The organism is Flavobacterium lotistagni, assembly GCF_011392125.1.
Taxonomy (GTDB): domain Bacteria; phylum Bacteroidota; class Bacteroidia; order Flavobacteriales; family Flavobacteriaceae; genus Flavobacterium; species Flavobacterium lotistagni.
The window spans coordinates 169544-188620 of the sequence record NZ_JAAJBU010000001.1; the positions used below are offsets into that span (position 1 = coordinate 169544).

Annotated in this window: 19 protein-coding genes and 1 tRNA gene; 10 read left to right on the forward strand and 10 right to left on the reverse strand. The window is 42.2% G+C overall.

What is annotated here, in order from left to right:
- Positions 1-26: 26 nt before the first annotated feature.
- From G4D82_RS00710 to G4D82_RS00720, 3 genes are all read right to left on the reverse strand, one after another.
- Positions 27-2051 (reverse strand): TonB-dependent receptor plug domain-containing protein, encoded by a 2025-nt coding sequence (locus tag G4D82_RS00710; RefSeq protein ID WP_166333390.1) that lies wholly within the window; start codon positions 2049-2051, stop codon positions 27-29.
- 57 nt (positions 2052-2108) lie between these two features.
- The gene (locus G4D82_RS00715; RefSeq protein WP_166333392.1) at positions 2109-2513 is read right to left on the reverse strand and encodes an HYC_CC_PP family protein; all 405 of its coding nucleotides are present in this window, start codon (positions 2511-2513) and stop codon (positions 2109-2111) included.
- 123 nt (positions 2514-2636) lie between these two features.
- Complete coding sequence (locus G4D82_RS00720) at positions 2637-3440, reverse strand: hypothetical protein (RefSeq protein WP_166333394.1); 804 nt, start codon at positions 3438-3440, stop codon at positions 2637-2639.
- 255 nt (positions 3441-3695) lie between these two features.
- Here G4D82_RS00720 and G4D82_RS00725 point away from each other — a divergent pair, with 255 nt between their 5' ends.
- The 4 genes from G4D82_RS00725 to G4D82_RS00740 all read left to right on the forward strand — a co-directional run bounded on the left by G4D82_RS00725 (position 3696) and on the right by G4D82_RS00740 (position 6488).
- Complete coding sequence (locus tag G4D82_RS00725; protein WP_166333396.1) at positions 3696-4445, forward strand: hypothetical protein; 750 nt, start codon at positions 3696-3698, stop codon at positions 4443-4445.
- Positions 4446-4751: 306 nt separating this feature from the next.
- On the forward strand, positions 4752-5084 hold the full coding sequence (locus G4D82_RS00730) for a hypothetical protein (RefSeq protein WP_166333398.1): 333 nt from the start codon (positions 4752-4754) through the stop codon (positions 5082-5084).
- On the forward strand, positions 5077-5835 hold the full coding sequence (locus tag G4D82_RS00735) for a sensor histidine kinase (protein WP_166333400.1): 759 nt from the start codon (positions 5077-5079) through the stop codon (positions 5833-5835). Before G4D82_RS00730 ends, G4D82_RS00735 begins: the two co-directional genes overlap by 8 nt.
- Positions 5832-6488: a response regulator transcription factor gene (locus G4D82_RS00740; protein WP_166333402.1), complete on the forward strand. Its 657-nt coding sequence runs from the start codon at positions 5832-5834 to the stop codon at positions 6486-6488. Before G4D82_RS00735 ends, G4D82_RS00740 begins: the two co-directional genes overlap by 4 nt.
- Here G4D82_RS00740 and G4D82_RS00745 read toward each other — a convergent pair.
- Both G4D82_RS00745 and xrtF read right to left on the reverse strand, forming a co-directional pair.
- Entirely contained in the window at positions 6483-6932 is a 450-nt protein-coding gene (locus G4D82_RS00745; protein ID WP_166333404.1) for an exosortase F system-associated membrane protein, read from the reverse strand. The two genes, G4D82_RS00740 and G4D82_RS00745, sit on opposite strands and share 6 nt — an antisense overlap.
- Entirely contained in the window at positions 6910-7467 is a 558-nt protein-coding gene (xrtF, locus tag G4D82_RS00750) for an exosortase family protein XrtF (protein ID WP_166333406.1), read from the reverse strand. The genes G4D82_RS00745 and xrtF overlap by 23 nt, the downstream gene beginning before the upstream one ends.
- A 68-nt stretch (positions 7468-7535) precedes the next feature.
- Between xrtF and G4D82_RS00755 the strand changes: the two genes are divergently transcribed.
- The 6 genes from G4D82_RS00755 to rpe all read left to right on the forward strand — a co-directional run bounded on the left by G4D82_RS00755 (position 7536) and on the right by rpe (position 14132).
- Complete coding sequence (locus G4D82_RS00755; RefSeq protein WP_166333408.1) at positions 7536-7991, forward strand: GAF domain-containing protein; 456 nt, start codon at positions 7536-7538, stop codon at positions 7989-7991.
- A gap of 261 nt (positions 7992-8252) precedes the next feature.
- On the forward strand, positions 8253-8522 hold the full coding sequence (gene rpsO / locus G4D82_RS00760) for a 30S ribosomal protein S15 (protein WP_166333410.1): 270 nt from the start codon (positions 8253-8255) through the stop codon (positions 8520-8522).
- A 138-nt stretch (positions 8523-8660) separates the two neighbouring features.
- Positions 8661-10889, forward strand: coding sequence for a polyribonucleotide nucleotidyltransferase (locus G4D82_RS00765; RefSeq protein ID WP_166333412.1), 2229 nt, complete (start codon positions 8661-8663; stop codon positions 10887-10889).
- A 179-nt stretch (positions 10890-11068) separates the two neighbouring features.
- Positions 11069-11761 (forward strand): hypothetical protein, encoded by a 693-nt coding sequence (locus G4D82_RS00770; protein WP_166333414.1) that lies wholly within the window; start codon positions 11069-11071, stop codon positions 11759-11761.
- A gap of 308 nt (positions 11762-12069) precedes the next feature.
- Entirely contained in the window at positions 12070-12933 is an 864-nt protein-coding gene (locus G4D82_RS00775) for a sigma-70 family RNA polymerase sigma factor (protein WP_007804760.1), read from the forward strand.
- Between the two features lie 536 nt (positions 12934-13469).
- A complete protein-coding gene (rpe, locus tag G4D82_RS00780; RefSeq protein ID WP_166333416.1) occupies positions 13470-14132 on the forward strand; it encodes a ribulose-phosphate 3-epimerase in 663 nt (220 codons plus the stop codon).
- Here rpe and G4D82_RS00785 read toward each other — a convergent pair whose 3' ends face one another.
- The 5 genes from G4D82_RS00785 to G4D82_RS00805 form a co-directional block, all read right to left on the reverse strand.
- A complete protein-coding gene (locus G4D82_RS00785) occupies positions 14133-16067 on the reverse strand; it encodes a T9SS type A sorting domain-containing protein (RefSeq protein ID WP_166333418.1) in 1935 nt (644 codons plus the stop codon).
- A 141-nt stretch (positions 16068-16208) separates the two neighbouring features.
- The gene (locus G4D82_RS00790) at positions 16209-16628 is read right to left on the reverse strand and encodes a CBS domain-containing protein (protein ID WP_166333420.1); all 420 of its coding nucleotides are present in this window, start codon (positions 16626-16628) and stop codon (positions 16209-16211) included.
- A 441-nt stretch (positions 16629-17069) separates the two neighbouring features.
- Positions 17070-17141: transfer RNA gene (locus G4D82_RS00795), tRNA-Arg, on the reverse strand.
- Positions 17142-17222: 81 nt separating this feature from the next.
- Complete coding sequence (locus G4D82_RS00800; RefSeq protein WP_166333422.1) at positions 17223-17672, reverse strand: GatB/YqeY domain-containing protein; 450 nt, start codon at positions 17670-17672, stop codon at positions 17223-17225.
- A 233-nt stretch (positions 17673-17905) separates the two neighbouring features.
- Positions 17906-18982: a hypothetical protein gene (locus G4D82_RS00805; protein ID WP_166333424.1), complete on the reverse strand. Its 1077-nt coding sequence runs from the start codon at positions 18980-18982 to the stop codon at positions 17906-17908.
- Positions 18983-19077 lie beyond the last annotated feature (95 nt).

Sequence of the window (19077 nt, forward strand, 5' to 3'; positions counted from 1 at the left end):
AATTTAATGGATTCAAAAGATTAAAGTTACCTAATTTTATAACGCAGACCGGCATAAAACATTTGACCAAAAACAGGCGCATAAACAATCGAGGTGTCGAAATTAGACCCGAACGGATTATCGCTTCCCAAAATGGCTTTGTCTTGACGGTAATTGCCGATGTTTTCTCCGCCGATGTACATTTCAAAATTCGACGAAAAAGTTCTGGTGATTTGGGTGTTCATCACCAAAAATGCGGGCGAATATTTACCTAACTGATTTTCTGGTGCATTAGATTGCGTATTGGGCAAAGCTTGCTTTCCGAGCCAGTTGAAGGTATAATCGAACTTCCATTGCTTGCCTTTATCGACAATGTGTGTGGCGTATTCGAGGTTGGCAAAAAATCGGTGCTTGGCCTGCAAAGGTCGTTCTGCAGTGGTAGATAAATAATCTGTGCGGATATCATAATACTTATAAGCGGTTCGAAGGTTCAGATGCTTGATAATTTCCAGATTGAAATCGAGTTGCAAACTATTGGCGTAGGATTTTCCTCTTAGATTGTAAAACAAAACCTGCTGCGGCCCGGCATATAAATCGACTACGACTTGATTTTGAAAATCGGTGCGATAAAAATCAAGGCCAATGTCGGCACTTTTGCCTAAAAGCTTGAACTGTTGACTAAAGCTAAAACCATAATTCCATGCAATTTCCGGATCTAAGCCATAAATCTTTCCCGAGGAATCCAGCACCGAGAAATCCCTCGAACTCGCCAATAGGCTCTGGTTTTCTGCAAAAATATTAGCCGCTCGTTTGCCTCGACCCAACGAAACCCGAACGACGCCTTTTTCCCAAGGAAGGTATTTCGCAAAAATTCGCGGGGTGACAAAGACGCCCAATCGGTTGTGGTAATCTATTCGTCCGCCCAAAACCAGACTGAAATTATCCGTATTGTCATAGGTATATTCGAAGAAAGTACCGACAGAATTATCAATCCGCCCGAGATCATTCTGTGAAATTACTTCCGAATAGGCATCATAAGTGAAATTCATTCCCGTGGCAAACTTATGCATCGTATTACTGATGATGGAATTGAAAATCAGGTTCGAATAATAGCTCTGTTGCTTGATATTGTAGGTGCGCAATCCGAAATAGGAATCTTGGTTGTGGCTGCTAAAAGCATTCTGAAAACCAATGCTTTGAAAAGGCATATCTTTAAATACATACCCAACTTTGGAGGTTAAATCAAACCGCTCAGTGTTGACCTCTGAACCCCAGAACTGCGTGGAGCCTTTGTGAAGCGTCCGGTCATAATCGAGTTGGCCGGTTTGCTTTTTATCATTCATATAGCGAAGGCTCAAAAATGTGATCCAGCCCGTTTCGGCACAAGCATATTGCCAACGATTAATTAAGTTGATTTGTTGTCCAAGCGGATTATCGAGAAAACCATCATCGTTCATGTCATTCTTGGAAACGCGAGTGTTTCCGTGAACATATAGGCTGGTGGCCCAATCGTCAGACACTTTCTTGTTGAAATGCGTGTTGAGTTCAAAGCGCGAATCAGTCGAGCCGTACGCATTGACAAATACCGGAACATCATTAAGCGGCTTAATCAGTTCGGTATTGATTTGGCCCGAGATGCTTTCATAACCATTCACTACCGAACCCGCGCCTTTGGTAACTTGAATACTTTCTACCCAAGTGCCGGGCGTAAACGATAAGCCATAAGCCTGCGAAGCACCACGAACAATCGGGATATTCTCCTCGGTAATCATCAAATACGGACTCGTGAGCCCAAGCATTTTGATTTGTTTGGTGCCGGTCAACGCGTCGGCAAAATTAACGTCGATGGACGGATTGGTTTCGAAACTTTCCGCCAAATTACAGCAAGCGGCTTTGAGCAATTCTTTGCTGCTCATTACCGTTGTATTCGAAGTCAGATTAGAGGACTTCTTGAGGCTTTTGCGGCTGGCTTCTACTTGAACGGTTTGCAGCGTATCTTGTTTGACAGGCTCTTGGGCAAATCCGTAGTAAAAAGTAAAGCACCACCCGAAAAGCAGTACGTTTTTTTTCATAAAAGGAATTTAATGTTAATAATCATTTGGCCACCGAAGTGGATTCAATTAAAAACATTAAACCGGGTCGTAAAATATGTATTGGGAATAAAGCTTGAAAAGCGGCGGTGCGTGTGAATCGCAACAATAAGCCGCAGACTGCTTTGGAGAATGAAATACCGCTGGAGCTAAAAAAACCGGGGACGAAAAATTTGGCAAGACGGCTACAGCCCATTCAAAAACAAATGATTGAAGTAACGCTTGGTCTGATTTTTTTTCAATAAAAACTACTCTGTCTTTACAGCAATGCGAAGTTTCTTCTACAGCACCACAGCAATCTTCTTCTATTTCAGCGGGTTTAGAAGCGTTCAAAGAGACCGATGCAATCTCATTATCGCAATAATGCACGTTGAGTGCTAATCCTACGTTGGAAAACAACAGCAGAAAAGCGAGCAGAAGCACTATGGGTTTCTTGAATTGCATATGGCAAAAGTATTCAAAAAAATGGAGGTGTTTCTTAAAATGGTGTTAGAAAAAAACGCCTCCGGTTTGAGAGGGAGGCGTTGTTGAATCTGAAAATATTCAATCCAATGATAAAAATCAATTTCATTTATTGGCTTGTTCTTCCATTTTTTGTTTGAGTTCTTCCGGCATTTTCCACGAATATTCTTTGGCAATCTTTCCAAAAATAGCTTTCCAATCTGACTCATTAATCGACTTGCTATCATAGCCTTTTAAAAATTTAGATATTTCGAAGGCGCTTTTGTATTGCGGCGATAGTTCGTCCAATTTTGAAAAGGTAGAAGTGGCATTGAGTAAGTCTTTGTTGAGAATGAAATTATATCCTTTCCTTTCAATATCGGCCAAATCAACTGTTTTCATCAATTCAACATTTGCATTGATTTTATCAGCCTCGGCTTGAACCTGTTGTGCTTCCGCCTTGGTTTTATCGGCCAGCGCAATAGTTTCGGCCACCTTTAATATTCTTCTGAACAACGCCGAAGAAATACTGTCGATAGGAACGTTGTTGTGATTTACGTTCATTTCATTAAGCCTGAATAAGGCATCTCTTAACACATTCACCGCCACAGTTCTTTGCCCTAATTGAATAACGCTTTCAGTAAGTTTAACCGACTGCTCCGTATCCACTTTAGGATCTAACTTCAACTTGTTTACTAAATCCGTTGCTTGTTGTATAATAGCGTCTGGCGGTGGTTCTGACAATGTAGTAAAGCGGTTGTTGACCTTGTCATAAACGAAGTAAGCATTTCTTTTCGACCCGTCAACATTAGCAACTTGAGCTTCCAAATTTTCTGTTTTGACCAATTGTTTCATTAGCATTCGATGACTGCAACTCGATAGAGACAATACCGATGACGCTAGAATAAAATAAATCCATTTTGTTTTCATAATTAAATTGTTTTAGAATTACTGATTCAAAACTAATTTTCGATACTTGCTTTCATATAGGGAAAGCCCCAGAACGTTAGCGGGATTTCCCCGTAAATAATTGTCATTGAAAAGTTTGGAGGTTAAATCGGAAGTGTTAAATTTATCTTGTGAAACCGATTGTGGTTTTTCCCTAAACCAATTAGGGTTTTCCCCAATGACGCAAATACAGCCATTTGCCATCTTTGTGAATATCAACTTTTAAAAATTTTAGACATGGCAGATTTTAACATTTTAAAGACGGTATTCATTCAGATGAACCAAAAACCAGCCGGATGGGATAATTTAACCTACGGAAACCCGGCAGTGAAAAACAAAGACATGGTATTAGGAAGTTCAAAACTCTCTAAATGCGGGGTCGACGTGGAGATTGTCAATCTCTCTAAAATAACAGACGCGAACATATTGGTGGGCTGGCTGGAAGACAACTCGTCAATCATTTGTTATGATGACAGCTATGATTTCATTGAAAAGGTGCATATCATCGACAAAAAAGGTGCCGACGACAACACTATAACAGCTGCTATTCAAGATCCAAGTCATGTAAGAAAAGCCTCTTTGACTGCCGCAGATTTAACCAACAAATTAGGTGCTAAGTTTCAAAATCACAATTATGACAAAAACGCCTACATCCGATTGTACTTTGATACTAACGACCAGTTTCAATACGAGACTGCCGCTTTTAGCAGTACAGATGGAAAGACCTATCATTCCTATCCTTTTTTTAGAAGCATTCTAGTGAACAATGATGTGGTGACCTTAGCAGACCTTCAAAAATGCATATTTGATTTTGCAGAAGTGACCATCAACCTACAAACCTCTGCTGGACAAAGTCCGGTTCTTACCGTAGCTTTTAGAGTCACTTTCCCCAATGGCATTTCCACCACATTTTATGATTATTCCCAAAACCCGTCTCCCGCAATAGGACTCGGGCCATTATTTACCTCAATGAAGTTGATAATTTAAATGTCAAATCTATTTATATGTACAAACTCCATTCGCCTTTTGGTATTCGCTACCATGGCATATGGAGTTTTACATCTAAATTCAAAAAATAAAATCCATCGCCTAGTACAATTAATCTTGGTGGTCAATTGCCTGACAGAGGTACTTTCTGTCATCTTATCGATTTATGGGATCAATCTGTTCCTATTGTATTCGATAAGCTTTATTTTCCACCAATTCCTTTGGTTATGGTTGCTCTCTAAATTCAGTTCATATCGATACTCATTGGTAATTCCTATCCTTTTTCTATGTTTTGGACTGTTTAATTTGTTCTTTTGGGAGGGTAGAAATCTGAATCAGAAAACTTTTGTCTTTGGCGCTCTGATCTACATTGCCTTATTTATATATGAAAGTTTCAAGAACCTGAGCAAAGAGAATCTTGCTTTTTTTTCAAACAACGATTACACCATATTGTTTGCGCCGGTTTACTTTTTCATGGGTATGAGCTTCACTTTAGGCTTTGGGGATTTCAAGTTACTGGACTACCTGATTTACAACGACATCACTTTATATTCACTTATCAATTGCTTTGTCAATATTGTTTACTATGGGCTCATTGACTTCTATATTTACAAAGAACAAAAACTAAAAAATGCTTAAAGACATCGCCCTGGGCATCATCATTAGCCTACTTTTTATCAGCCTCGTGGTGTTGTTCTGCGCAGTGCTCATCAAACTCTACATCCAGAAAATCAAAGAACACAACCAAAAAGAACTGGCTTTTCAGAAAACGCTCAACAGTGCCATTCTGGAAAATCAGGAACAGTTGCTCACTTCTATTTCCCAAGATTTGCACGACGATGCCGGACAGCAACTCACGGTCATCAATTTCCAACTCGAAAATCTGAAACTCGACCACCCTGATTGCGAAGGCAGCCTCTCGCCTATTTCTACTTCTGTATCCAATCTTTCGCAATCGCTCAGGCAAATCAGTCATTCGCTCAACAACAACTGGCTTATTGTCAATGGCTTAATCAATGCCATACAAACCGACATCGATCGAATTAAAAACCTCAAAAGCCTCAATGTTTCGTTTGAATGCCAAGACGAACCTGCGCGAAAATTTAGTGTCGAGCAACAAATAGTGATCTTTCGAATTTTTCAGGAAAGCATCAACAACCTACTCAAACACGCCAAAGCCAGCTCGATTTCAATAACGATAAAAACCTTACCCGTTTTCGAAATGGTGCTTATAGACAATGGCATCGGCTTCGAAGCTAACGTTAAAAACCAGAACAGTATCGGCCTTGAAAATTGCAGACAACGGGCAGCAGCCATCGGACATAGTTTCCGCATCGAATCTATTCCTAACCAAGGAACCACCATTACTTTAATAGAAAACCCATCATGAATACCATCAACGTTTGCATTATCGACGACCATAAAATCGTGCGTCAAGGCCTAATTGAGCTTTTAGAAAAACTAGGCAACATCAAAGTGATTTACGAATTCGAAAGCGGCGTAGAATTTCTCAATGCCTTGCCCTTTGAACAAAAAGTCGATCTCTGCATTCTCGATTATTCGATGCCTGAACTCAATGGAATCGAAGTACTCAAAGTCTTGGAAGAAAAACAAGAGGAATATCGGGTTTTACTGCTCACCCAACACTTCGACGAGCACATCATTGACGAGGCCTACAACTTTGGCGCGCGCGGCTTTTTGAACAAGAACTGCACGGCGCATGATTTGAAATTCGCTATCAACAACATCGTGACTATCGGCTACAATAACGTTTCAGAGATTTTAAAACGGGTTCGCCATTACGAGGAAAACCATCGCCAACAGAAAAAAACCATTGAACTCACCGCGCGTGAACACGAATTCTTAACGCTGGTTTGCAATGAAAAAGAATTCACCTACGAACAAATGGCCGAAAAAATGGGCTTGTCGGTGAAATCGCTTGAAGGTTATCGCGCGGCTTTGTTTGACCGCTACGGCATCAAATCGAAAGTGGGATTGGTTTTGTTTTCGTTTAAGAATAAGTTGACCGAACCGTTTTTATGATTTTTGCGTGAGTCGCTGATAATAAAAAGCCGGTACAAAAAGCAAAACCAATAAAGGCTGGATTAAAAAACGCCTCAAGTAGAACAACACAAAGTACTGATGTTGCTCTCCGAAAGTAATCAGCACAAAGAAAGGTAACATCAGCAGCACGAAAAAAATCGCATACAAAACTGCTGCGAATTGGGTCAGCTTTACATCGGTAAACAAAACCCAAATGATGCCCAGCGATAAAACGGTATTCAGCGCATAACGCAAAGTCATGCTGCCCAGCAACGGCCAAAATTCAAAATCGGGAAAAGCCAAATTGAGGTAGTCGTTTTTGAAATAAGCCGAAAACGGATCATAAAAAAGCACATTCTCGAAAGCGCGCACCGATGCCAAAAGCACAACCAGAAGCGCAACCAATAACGCCTTGACTTTTTTATCCATTTTTCCTTGCTGCATAATCCGAGAATTGATTCACCCAAAACACCCAAAGCAAAAACACTACACCATAAATAAACAGCGGAAAAACCACGCCGTGCAATAGCGGTTCTTGCTCCGGATTGTAATACAAGGCTACCGAAAGCAAAGCAATGCGCAACACATTCAAAACGTGGATCAACAAAGAGCCCAGCAGTACATACAGAACGGTCGTTTTCCATTTCCCGGAAAAAGCCACTACAAAAGCCACGAAAAGTATCATGACGCTGATGGCATTGCAACCTTCAACCACACGCGATACGTATACGTTTTCCAGAATCAGTTTTACCGAAGCCTGCGCCGGATGTGGCTCTAACTGCGCCTGAAAATCCAAAGCTTGCAAAACCCATTGTACCTGACGAGCAACTGATTGTGTAAAACCATCGACTTCAAAAGACAACACACTCTCGAAACCGCTTAAATACCAACGATACAAAACAGTCAGAACCACATACACGCCGAAGAACTTCGCCAAAAAAACAAAGAACGGCCGATAAAGCGAAAGGTATTTTTTCAAGAAAGAATTTTTAACAAATTTATAGAATTAAAGCCCGAAGCATTGAATACTTTTGCGAAAAAAAAGCCATGACCTTCTCCGAACTTCAGCCAAAAGTACTCGAAATTTTAGAACAACCCAGCTTGAATCGCGACGAAAAACTACTTCAGCTTTGCGCTTTACTCGAAAAAAACGTGGCGCATTACAATTGGGTCGGGTTTTACTTCGCCAATCACGCGAGCCGAACCTTGCACCTCGGGCCATACGTAGGCGCGCCAACTGACCATACCGTGATTCCGTTTGGCAAAGGCATTTGCGGGCAAGTGGCCGAATCCAACCAGAACTTTGTTGTACCCGATGTTCAGGCCCAAGACAATTATATCGCGTGCAGCTTCACCGTGAAATCTGAAATTGTGGTGCCGCTTTTTGTACGCGGGGAAAACATCGGCCAGATCGACATCGATTCCAATGTGCTTGATCCGTTTACGCAGGCCGATGAACGTTTCCTGGAATTCGTCAACGAACAGGTCGCGAAATTGTTTTAGTTTTTTCAGAAGCTATTCCGGCTGTCCGCTATAGCTTTTGCGCCACTGAAACCTTCAGCCAAATTGACGAAATATACCCCGACGCAAAAGGCTGCCGCTACCATCCGGGCTAGGGCTTGCAGGAAACCGTTCACCTCCGGATGAAATTAAAAGCAAAATAAATTCGCGATTCGGTCTTTGTAATTGGGATTTATTTTTACCTTTGCGCACGAATTAGGAAAATCCTAATCGATACATAAAAATCATTTAAACAATATTGGCATGTACTTAACATCAGAAGTAAAAGCGGAAATTTTCGCAAAACACGGAGGAAAAGCAGAGAACACCGGTTCGGCTGAAGGGCAAATCGCCTTGTTCACTTTCCGCATCAACCACCTTACGGAGCACTTGAAAAGAAACCGTCACGATTACAACACCGAGCGTTCGCTTGTGAAACTCGTAGGTAAAAGAAGGGCTTTGCTCGATTATCTGAAGAAAACAGACATCAGCAGATACCGTGAGATCATTAAAGAATTGAATATCAGAAAATAATCAATCGAAAAAGAGGTGCCCACGCGCCTCTTTTTTTTACTACATATCGGCAAAAAAAAGTTTGGTTTTTCATTGGGTAACACAACAACTACAACAACAACACAACTACCCATTGTTTAATTAAGAGAATTAAAATTTATGATTCCAAACGTAAAGAAAGAAGTGATCGATTTAGGAGATGGCAGAAGCATCTCAATCGAGACAGGAAAATTAGCAAAACAAGCCGACGGTTCGGTTGTGGTGCGCTGCGGCGACTGTATGCTCTTGGCAACAGCGGTATCGGCAAGAACGGCAAACCCAGGCGTAGACTTTTTGCCTCTTACGGTAGATTACCGCGAGAAATTTGCAGCAGCAGGGCGTTTCCCTGGCGGTTTCTTCAAAAGAGAAGCACGTCCGAGCGATGCCGAAGTATTGACCATGCGATTGGTTGACCGTGTATTGCGCCCGTTATTCCCAGATGATTACCACGCAGAAACGCAGGTCATGATTCAATTGATGTCGCACGACGAAAGTGTTATGCCTGATGCACTAGCTGGTTTAGCAGCTTCAGCAGCTTTGGCAGTGTCGGACATTCCGTTCTACAACCTGATTTCAGAAGTGCGTGTAGCACGTGTAGACGGAAAACTGATGATCAACCCAAGCAAAGAACAATTAGAGCAGTCAGACATCGATATGATGATTGGTGCCTCATTAGATTCTGTGGCGATGGTGGAAGGCGAGATGAAAGAAATCTCAGAAGCCGAAATGATCGAAGCCATCAAATTTGCACACGAAGCCATTAAAGTTCAAATCCACGCACAACAGCGCCTTAGAGAAGCAGTAGGCACACCGGCATACCGCGAATATGAAGGCGAAGTGGAAGACGAAGCTATTTACGCTAAAGTAAAAGCAGCGGCTTACGATAAATATTATGCGATTGCTCAGGAAGCATCGGCCAAAAGCGAAAGAAGCGAGAAATTCTCTTTAGTAAAAGACGAAGTAAAAGCTTTGTGGAGCGAAGAAGAATACGCCGAAAATGCCGACTTGGCAGAACTCGTAGGCAAATACATCTACAAAACCCAGAAAGAGGCAGTTCGTAACGTTATCCTTGAAAAAGGTATCCGCCTCGATGGTAGAAAAACTACAGAAATCAGACCGATCTGGTGCGAAGTAGATTACTTGCCATCAGCACACGGTTCGTCTTTGTTCACCAGAGGAGAAACCCAAGCTTTGGCAACGGTAACTTTGGGAACTTCCAGAGAAGCTAACATTATTGATTCACCATCAGAGCAAGGAGAAGAAAGATTCTACTTGCACTATAATTTCCCGCCATTCTCAACCGGTGAAGCCCGCCCGCTCAGAGGCACTTCACGTCGCGAAGTAGGACACGGAAATCTGGCACAACGCGCCTTGAAAAACATGGTACCGGCCGATTGCCCTTACACCATTAGAATTGTATCGGAAGTATTGGAATCCAACGGTTCGTCGTCGATGGCTACCGTTTGTGCCGGAACAATGGCGCTCATGGATGCCGGAGTTCAAATGACCAAACCAGTTTCTGGAATAGCAATGGGATTGATTACTGACGGACAGAATTTCGCTGTACTTTCAGATATCTTGGGCGACGAAGACCACTTAGGAGACATGGACTTCAAGGTGACTGGAACCAAAGACGGAATTACTGCTTGTCAAATGGATATCAAAATTGACGGTTTGCGCTACGACATCATGGAGCAAGCGCTCAACCAAGCGCGTGAAGGCCGTATGCACATCTTAGGTAAATTGGTAGAGACCATCAAAACGCCTAGAGCAGACGTTAAGAAACACGCACCAAAGATCATTATGAGAACCATTCCTGGAGCCTTCATCGGCGCGTTGATCGGACCTGGTGGAAAAGTGATTCAAGAATTACAGAAAGCTACCGGAACTACGATTGTTATTAACGAAGTCAATGAAGAAGGTGTCGTAGAAATCCTAGGAACCGATCCGGATGGAATCGCAGCAGTATTGGCGAAAATCGATTCTATCGTATTCAAGCCAGTTGTGGGTGAAACTTACGAGGTAAAAGTCATCAAAATGCTCGATTTCGGAGCGGTGGTAGAATATACTCAAGCTCCCGGAAACGAAGTATTGCTTCACGTTTCGGAACTCGCTTGGGAACGCACCGAGAATGTGTCTGACATTGTAAAAATGGGCGATGTGTTTGAAGTAAAATACATGGGCATCGATCCTAAAACCAGAAAGGAAAGAGTTTCTAAAAAGGCTTTATTGCCGAGACCTCCAAGAGATGAAAACCGCCCACCTAGAGACGAAAATCGCCCTCCAAGAGATGGCAATCGCCCACAGAGAGATGGCAACAGATCGCCAAGAGAAGAGAAAAAAGACTAATTTTCTCCATTTCAAAACGATAGAAAAACCCGCTTTTCCAAAAACGAAAGGCGGGTTTTTTGTTTCGGCTCTTTTCGACGATTTTAATTTGCGTTTATCGATTTTAACTAAATCCTTTTCCTGCAACCCACATAGAATGGCTATCTTTAGCTTCAACTAAACAACAATCCTTAATTATTATGAAAAAAATCTTTACCCTACTCTTAATTGGTATTTTTTGCATCGGTTGCTCAAGCGATTCAGATAGCAGCAGCAGTAGCAGTTTATCAAGTACTCCAATGGCTAAAGCTGAATTCGACACCAAAAATTTTGGGATTTACAAAGGCGTATTTAGCGGATCTTCAGGCACAGTACTGATTAACATTAAAAATGACAGCGACGTTATTAAAGCGGTTTTGGTGATTGACGGAACAACTTACAATTTCACTTGTACAGAAGACGCTACCTTAGGCCAAGCAATCACTGGTTTGACCTTTACTAGCGGCGACATGAGTTTTGATGTGAATGTATCGGCAACCGGTGATGATATCGCAGTGGTATCGTCGACCATTCCGGCGCATCCGGGTGCTACTTTTAATATCATTAAGGAATATTCAACTGATTTGGTGCGATGCTATCAAGGCACTTATACTGGCAGTGCCCAAGGTACGCTTAACTTGATTCTAATCGATCAGGAAATTTATGGGCTTTCACGTTCTAATGAAGAAGGAAGCGAAGCTCAATTTCTTAATGGCAGCTTTATTGAAAACCAAATTAATGGTAGCTTCAACGGTGGTGGTTTTAGCGGTTCAATGTCTGGAAACAACATCAGCGGACAATGGCAAAACGACCTGCAAGAATCTGGCACCTGGACCGGGCGCCGAACTTTATAGACGCTCAGAGAAACTTAAAACACGAACCCATTTCAAATTCAGAAGTGGGTTTTTGTTTTTAGAGGCTATGCAATAGGGATGGAAGCAGTTGTCTGAGCTCTTTTTGCTTAGGGAAACTTCTTGAAAATCTAGTCTGAAATTTTTTAGAAAAAGCCCGAAACAGCAAGGGCAAAAAAGCGAGTGCGACAGCCCGGCCCAAAGGGATTGCCCCAAAAATCACAATAAAAAAATAAAATTTCGCGCTTTTGTAACTTTATCGTAGCCCGCGCCGTACAAGCCGGGTATGCTCTAAAAAAAGAAACGAAAACATGAGACAACTTAAAATCACCAAGCAGGTAACCAATCGTGAAACCGCTTCCCTTGACAAGTATTTACAGGAGATCGGGAAAGTCGATTTGATTACCGCCGATGAAGAAGTAGAATTAGCACAACGCATCAAAGCCGGAGACCAACGCGCCTTAGAGAAACTCACCAAAGCGAACTTGCGTTTCGTGGTTTCGGTGGCCAAACAATATCAAAATCAAGGATTGACTTTGCCTGACTTAATTAACGAAGGCAACTTGGGTCTCATTAAAGCAGCACAACGTTTTGATGAAACCCGCGGTTTTAAATTCATTTCCTACGCCGTATGGTGGATTCGTCAATCGATTCTGCAAGCTTTGGCCGAACAATCACGTATCGTTCGTTTGCCGTTGAACAAAATCGGTTCGATTAACAAAATCAATAAAATGTATGCGTTGCTTGAACAATCCAACGAGCGCCCGCCGTCTGCCGAAGAAATTGCCAAAGAACTAGACATGACCGTGAACGATGTCAAGGAAAGCATGAAAAATTCCGGTCGTCACTTGTCGATGGATGCGCCGCTGGTTGAAGGAGAAGATTCAAACTTATACGACGTTTTACGTTCAGGCGAATCTCCGAACCCGGACAGAGAATTGATCCACGAATCATTGCGCACCGAAATCGAGCGTTCATTGGAAACATTAACGCCTCGGGAAGCAGACGTGGTAAGATTGTACTTCGGACTCGGCGACCAACACCCGATGACGCTTGAAGAAATTGGCGAAACTTTTGACTTAACGCGTGAGCGTGTGCGCCAAATCAAAGAAAAAGCCATTCGCAGGTTGAAACACACCTCCAGAAGCAAGATTCTTAAAACCTACTTAGGATAAGTTTCAAAATACCCATTTTCTCGGGCGAGAATTTGGAATTCAAGTTGAAATTTATACTTTTACCGCAACAACAGTCTGATTAACTGTTCGTTTTTTGATTGATGATTGAAACTCCGGCTGATTACCGGAGTTTTGTTTTTATTATATCTTGCCGGTTGAGCATTTGTGAAAACACCGGTCAGTTCGCACTTTGTGCTCGGGTATAGCTTCGCTCAGTTCGCTATCGCTCGTGTCCGGAGTTTTGCTTTTTCTAATGCTTCTTTCAATTTCAAAATAATTATATACTACTAGAACTTTGCGCCTTTGCGTCTTTGCGAGCGTTATTTTTGGGCTCGCAAAGACGCAAAGGCGCAAAGCAATAATTTGGAAATGTTTATTTAATATTTAGGGCGTGCCCACAAGGGTCAGGCTGTCCGCAGTGCACGGCACTTAGCTCCCATCCTTCACGCAACCCGAGGCACCAACAACTTTTCTGCATAACCAAATTACCGCATCCACAAAAACCTTATTTTTGCACCATCAACACAACTACTACTATGAGCAATACCATCATCGCCCCGTCGATTCTAGCCGCTGATTTCGCGAACCTGCAACGCGATATTGAAATGATCAACCAATCACAAGCCGACTGGTTCCACATCGACATCATGGACGGTGTTTTCGTGCCGAATATTTCCTTCGGTATGCCCGTTTTGGAAGCCATCACCAAACACGCAAAAAAAACCATCGACGTGCATTTGATGATCATCGACCCAGACCGTTATATCAAAACCTTTGCAGATTTGGGTGCCAATATCCTGAGTGTGCATTATGAAGCCTGCAATCACCTGCATCGCACAATACAAGCAATTAAAGCAGAAGGCATGAAAGCCGGAGTGGTTTTGAATCCGCACACGAATGTAGATTTGCTCGAAGACTTAATCAGCGACATCGATTTGGTTTGCATTATGAGCGTGAATCCTGGTTTCGGCGGGCAATCGTTTATCGAGAATAGCTACACCAAAATCGAAAAACTCAAAGCGATGATCAGCCGTAAAAATGCGTCTACACTCATCGAGGTAGATGGCGGTGTGACCAACAAAAACGCCGCACAACTCGTGGCTGCCGGCGCTGATGTTTTAGTAGCTGGAAATTTTGTTTTTAAAGCAGAAAACCCTACCCAAACCATTGCTGATTTGAAGCAACTGACTTCAAAGTAATTATTCCTTGATGATTTTAATGACTTGTGATTTATTGTCAGATTCGAGTTTAACGAAATAGTTTCCAGTTCTGAGTTGGCTCATCGGCAAACTGAACTCTAGAGTATTTATGTTTTGCTGCAAGATTTTTTGACCTATGAGATTCAATACCGTCACTTTCAGAATCTTGTCTTTAGACGAAATCTGTAGCGCTTCACCAACCGGATTTGGGCCAAATTTCAAATCTTTGAAAGCAAAAGTATCATTTGCAAGAAATTGTATCGTGATGCTAAAGGCGGACGGACTTTCATGCCCGTTGATAGTTTGTGTCGCGTAGTACGTAACACCTTCTTGTAGAACCGTGCTTAAAGGTAGCGGCACCGAATTCGGCCCTCTGTTCAACGAATCATACCATTGGATATTTTGTCCATACACTACCACGTCGGCCAAAGTTTGCCCCAAAGTAAAAGTTTGATTCGGATCGCCTACCGGAGCCGGAACTGGTGTTTCGAAAACATGAAATTCTGAAGATTCCGTAGTACAACCGCCCATTAAATGGGTCACCTTTACCGTATAAGAATGTACCCCTTGAACCGTGGTATTGACCAAATAGGTCGGCCCATTTGCCCCAAGGATATCGTTTCCGAACAATGCCCATTGATAGCTATAATTGCCTGACATGGTTGCATTAAGCAGTAGAGTTTGAGCGACTTGATTTCCATCAACATAAATATAATCCACGTTATTATCTGTAGCAATTACTGGTATTGTGGTTGGAATAACTGTTACTTGAAAAGCATCTTCAACTGAACTGCAAGAATTACTTAAGTACACATATATCATACTGCTAGCGGTAATCACATCTCCAGCTTGAAGCATCGGCCCATTGCCGCCTGAGAGCAAATAATAATTTCCTTGTTGCAATGGCGGTAATGTATACTGATCACAAACAGTAACATCCGGCATTGGCATAACCACCAAAGGAGGTAATACATTGATACCTGCACATCCACTTAGGCTTGTAGTACAATTTAAAATACCACTACTGGTAACACTCACTAAACAAAACATGCTACTAGCACTTAATGCTGGGGTAACTATGGTAGCGGTTCCTGAAGCATTTAAAACAATCATCTGCATTGGGCCACTGTTATAGGTGTAAGTGACTACCGCGTTTGGAGTTCCGTTAAAGTTGACCGTCGCAGACTGCCCTTGACAAATCGGAGAAGTGGCCGAAATCGTGGCGGTAGGCGATGGATTTACTGTAAAAAAATCTGTTCTTGGTATCGCACATTGCCCGGCATCTGGGGTAAAAGTATAAGCACCGCTGGTAGTGACAACCGATGGATTCCAGCTCCCTGTGATTCCGTTGAGCGAAGTAGTAGGCAAAGTGGGTGCTGTGCCTTGGCAAAAACTATTGCCGTTAAAACCAAACTCGGGCTGAATAGTATCTTCAATAAAGATGGTAATGCTGGTGGTATTGGCGCATTGGCTAGCGTCTGGTGTAAAAGTATATGTCGTCGTGAACTGGTTGTTAATTGCGGGCGACCAAGTACCGGTTATGCCATTATCAGAAGTGACCGGAAAATTCGGGATCTGACTTTCTGTACAATAATTGGTAGGGAACGAGAACATCGGAATCATCTCTGCCAATATAACCACCGTTGTCGTACATACAAACGCAGGGTCTTCTGGAGTTGAGGCAATAGTGTAATTCACCGTAAATGTCCCTGCTGCGCTTTGCCCGGGCGATATGGTTCCCGTAACTGGATTGATAACTAAGCCCGGTGTGGCAGAAAAAGTGCCGCCAGTTGTTCCCTCAAGGATGACCTGTAAATCTCCCCATCCAGTACACCAAGGATATGGATAGTAAATCGTCGCGTTGGGCGGTGCGGCTGCTTTGGCTACAGAGAAGATTAATATTAAAAACAAACTGAATGGCAATTTTATCTTCATAAGGTTTTGATTTTTAGTCTGATTCAAAGATAGATAAATAAGGAATCTATGCTATTTTAATATAAAAAAAACAGGAAAAAGTCCGAATGCTTTCTCCTGTTTCGCCAATTCTACCAATTAGATAAATAAATGAAAAATAAACTAATACTGTTCAATCAGGTAACGAATCAAATCTGTAGTAGAAACAATCCCTACCAACAACTCGCCCTCCACGACCGGCAAAGCGTGAAATTCGTTAACCGACAGAATTTCTGCAGCTTCCTTAATGGTGGTTTCGGGAGTAATGGTGACTAACTTGCGAGCCATGACCTGTTCAATCGAAAACATATTGTATACCGTCACATCTACCGCGATTTCATTTTCATCCACCGCGTCGGCATAGGCAATCCTGAGAAGGTCGGTATAACTGAGCATACCCAGAATTTTATTGCCGTTGACCACGGGAATATGACGGATATGGTGTTTTTTAAAAAGTGCCTCGGCTTTGGTCAAGTCATCAGAAAGGTTAAGCTTGATAAGATTTTTGGACATAATGGTCGATACCGGAACGCGTTGTTTCATAATACTGAATTTTAGGTTACAGTATTAAAATTACGATTTAGCCGATTGACAGAAGATGATTAATATCAGGTAATCGAAAGTTGTCTGTGATGATTGCTTTTTGATATTAAAGAGATCAAATTACCTGCGTACAAGATTGACTGCGCCGGGCCTCAAATGCTCCGCTTTGAAAAACAAACTGCTCTAAGAAAATGCTCAAGCGAGCTTGGAACTTGTTCTAGTTTTGACACGAGAGGATTGACTACGTCGGGCCTCAAATGCTCCGCTTTGAAAAACCTAACACCCTAAGAAAATACTCAAGCGAGCTTGGAACTTGTTCTAGTTTTGACACGAGAGGATTGACTACGTCGGGCCTCAAATGCTCCGCTTTGAAAAACCTAACACCCTAAGAAAATACTCAAGCGAGCTTGGATATTTTCTTAGGGTGTTAGGTTTTATTCGTGACCGCGGGAGGACTCGAACCTCCATCATCAGAACCGGAATCTGACATTCTATCCGTTGAACTACGCAGCCGTTTTTTGGGGATTGTAAGACTGTAAGATTTTGAGACTTTAGGATGATCAATCTTATAGTTCTGTAATCTTAAAATCCTATTTACGCCAATAGTTTTTTGACTACTGTGGATATGGTTTTACCATCGGTTTTGCCGGCTAGTGCTTTGGAGGCGATGCCCATGACTTGACCCATAGCCGCCATGCCTGACAAACCGTTTTCTGAAAGTATTTTCGCTACTGCAGCTTCTACTTCTGACTCGGTCATTTGAGCGGGTAAGAATTTCTCGATAACAGCCAATTGGGCTAGTTCGGGTTCGGCTAAATCGGCACGGCCTTGCTCGGTATAAATCGCGGCGCTGTCTTTTCTTTGCTTGACCAAACGTTGTAATAATTTGATTTCTTCTTCTTCAGAAATTTCTTCTTTGGCACCGCTTTCGGTTTGGGCCAGCAATAAGGCTGACTTAACCGCTCTTAAAGCTTCGAGTGCTACGGTATCTTTGGCTCTCATGGCATCTTTGATGTGCTCCATGATGGTGGTGGATAAACTCATTTTGAGAAAGTATTGGTTATGAAAACTGTAGCCCTGCCCCGGATGGCAGCGGCATCCTTTTTAAATGTGTTGGGTTTTTTGAAACCCAGCACATTTAAAAAGATATAGCGAACAGCCGGATTAAGGCCCGACAAAACTACAAAAAAATGTTAGACCACCACACCCGGCCAAAAACAAAAAACCCCGAAAACCAATTAAATTTTCGGGGTATTTTTTAAAGGATTCTAGGTGGATTATTTGCGCTCCATCCAGAAGTAATTGTTCCAGCCTTCTACCAAAGCTTTTGGATCGGTGTTCTTAGCTCGATCTTGTTTGTCGCACTGAACAATGTTGCCACCAGCCATTTTGAAATCGTACATTCTTGGGGCTGCTTCTCCATCAACGGTAACTTTCATGGTGTAATTGCCATCTTTAAGTTCGTTGATTTTAAGGAAATCTTTACCGCCAATTAATTTGACTGAAGTAGAACAATCTTCCCACTCGCCTTGTTTGACGATAGAAGTTTTCTTGTTTTTCTCGGAGATTACTTTTCCGTTCTGCATCAACTCAGGATACCAATTGATACTTTTAGAAGTCTTCCTTGGGTTGTTCGGATCTGGTTTGGCATCGGTATGCATCAAATAAAAACCAAAGATGAAATTCCCAGAAGTTTGTGGTGTTACATATGCCCATTTTTCCCATGGCCCTTTAGAGAACCACAGAGTATTGTTGGCTGCGTAGGGATCTGAATCGACTTTCTTGAACACATCGAAGTCAAAGCTGTAGAAATGTTGTCCGCCTGCATAGAAATCAATACGGTATTTACCTTCTTTGCTGAGCTGGATGTCTGAGTCGTTTCTGTCATCCTGATAAGTATTTTGCTTGCCTTCGTTGAAGTAGCTTCCGTTAGGATAAGTAGCTTCCTTTTCTAATTGGTCATTGATGTAGATTTTGGTCGTCAAAACATTTTTGTCGTAAATCATATCTACATTTCCACCAGAAGCTTTTTTGTTGGGAATGAAAGTCGCGCGGTAGAAATTCATTCGGAGGTTTCCGGTTGGCGAAACTTCTGTGCCTTCAAGCAAAGATTTCATGGTGATGGCTGGTGTCATTGGATATTGTTTCCAGTCCAAAGCAACACTTCCACCGCCCACTCCTGCAATACCTGAACCAGAAGACGAGGAAGTTGCATTTCCTGTAGCGGCTTTAGTAACTTGTTCTGTAGCTGCATTCTTAGCGGCTTTTTTAAGCATGCCGCCCAATTGTGCTTGCGAAGCTGAACTTACAGCAACCGCTGCAATCAGTGTAAAGATTTTTTTAGTGTTTTTCATTGGGTTTAAATTTGTTTTTAGGTAGTAACTTTTGATTGTCTGCGCAAGGTAAACTAAAAAAGCTATCCAAAAAAATATCCCGAAAATTCGAGGGG

Bases quoted from the DNA above. Each gene is read 5' to 3' on its own strand.
- G4D82_RS00710 (WP_166333390.1), bottom strand. From the start codon at position 2,051: ATGAAAAAAAACGTACTGCTTTTCGGGTGGTGCTTTACTTTTTACTAC.
- G4D82_RS00715 (WP_166333392.1), bottom strand. From the start codon at position 2,513: ATGCAATTCAAGAAACCCATAGTGCTTCTGCTCGCTTTTCTGCTGTTG.
- G4D82_RS00720 (WP_166333394.1), bottom strand. From the start codon at position 3,440: ATGAAAACAAAATGGATTTATTTTATTCTAGCGTCATCGGTATTGTCT.
- G4D82_RS00725 (WP_166333396.1), top strand. From the start codon at position 3,696: ATGGCAGATTTTAACATTTTAAAGACGGTATTCATTCAGATGAACCAA.
- G4D82_RS00735 (WP_166333400.1), top strand. From the start codon at position 5,077: ATGCTTAAAGACATCGCCCTGGGCATCATCATTAGCCTACTTTTTATC.
- G4D82_RS00740 (WP_166333402.1), top strand. From the start codon at position 5,832: ATGAATACCATCAACGTTTGCATTATCGACGACCATAAAATCGTGCGT.
- G4D82_RS00745 (WP_166333404.1), bottom strand. From the start codon at position 6,932: ATGCAGCAAGGAAAAATGGATAAAAAAGTCAAGGCGTTATTGGTTGCG.
- G4D82_RS00755 (WP_166333408.1), top strand. From the start codon at position 7,536: ATGACCTTCTCCGAACTTCAGCCAAAAGTACTCGAAATTTTAGAACAA.
- rpsO (WP_166333410.1), top strand. From the start codon at position 8,253: ATGTACTTAACATCAGAAGTAAAAGCGGAAATTTTCGCAAAACACGGA.
- G4D82_RS00765 (WP_166333412.1), top strand. From the start codon at position 8,661: ATGATTCCAAACGTAAAGAAAGAAGTGATCGATTTAGGAGATGGCAGA.
- G4D82_RS00770 (WP_166333414.1), top strand. From the start codon at position 11,069: ATGAAAAAAATCTTTACCCTACTCTTAATTGGTATTTTTTGCATCGGT.
- G4D82_RS00775 (WP_007804760.1), top strand. From the start codon at position 12,070: ATGAGACAACTTAAAATCACCAAGCAGGTAACCAATCGTGAAACCGCT.
- rpe (WP_166333416.1), top strand. From the start codon at position 13,470: ATGAGCAATACCATCATCGCCCCGTCGATTCTAGCCGCTGATTTCGCG.
- G4D82_RS00785 (WP_166333418.1), bottom strand. From the start codon at position 16,067: ATGAAGATAAAATTGCCATTCAGTTTGTTTTTAATATTAATCTTCTCT.
- G4D82_RS00790 (WP_166333420.1), bottom strand. From the start codon at position 16,628: ATGAAACAACGCGTTCCGGTATCGACCATTATGTCCAAAAATCTTATC.
- G4D82_RS00800 (WP_166333422.1), bottom strand. From the start codon at position 17,672: ATGAGTTTATCCACCACCATCATGGAGCACATCAAAGATGCCATGAGA.
- G4D82_RS00805 (WP_166333424.1), bottom strand. From the start codon at position 18,982: ATGAAAAACACTAAAAAAATCTTTACACTGATTGCAGCGGTTGCTGTA.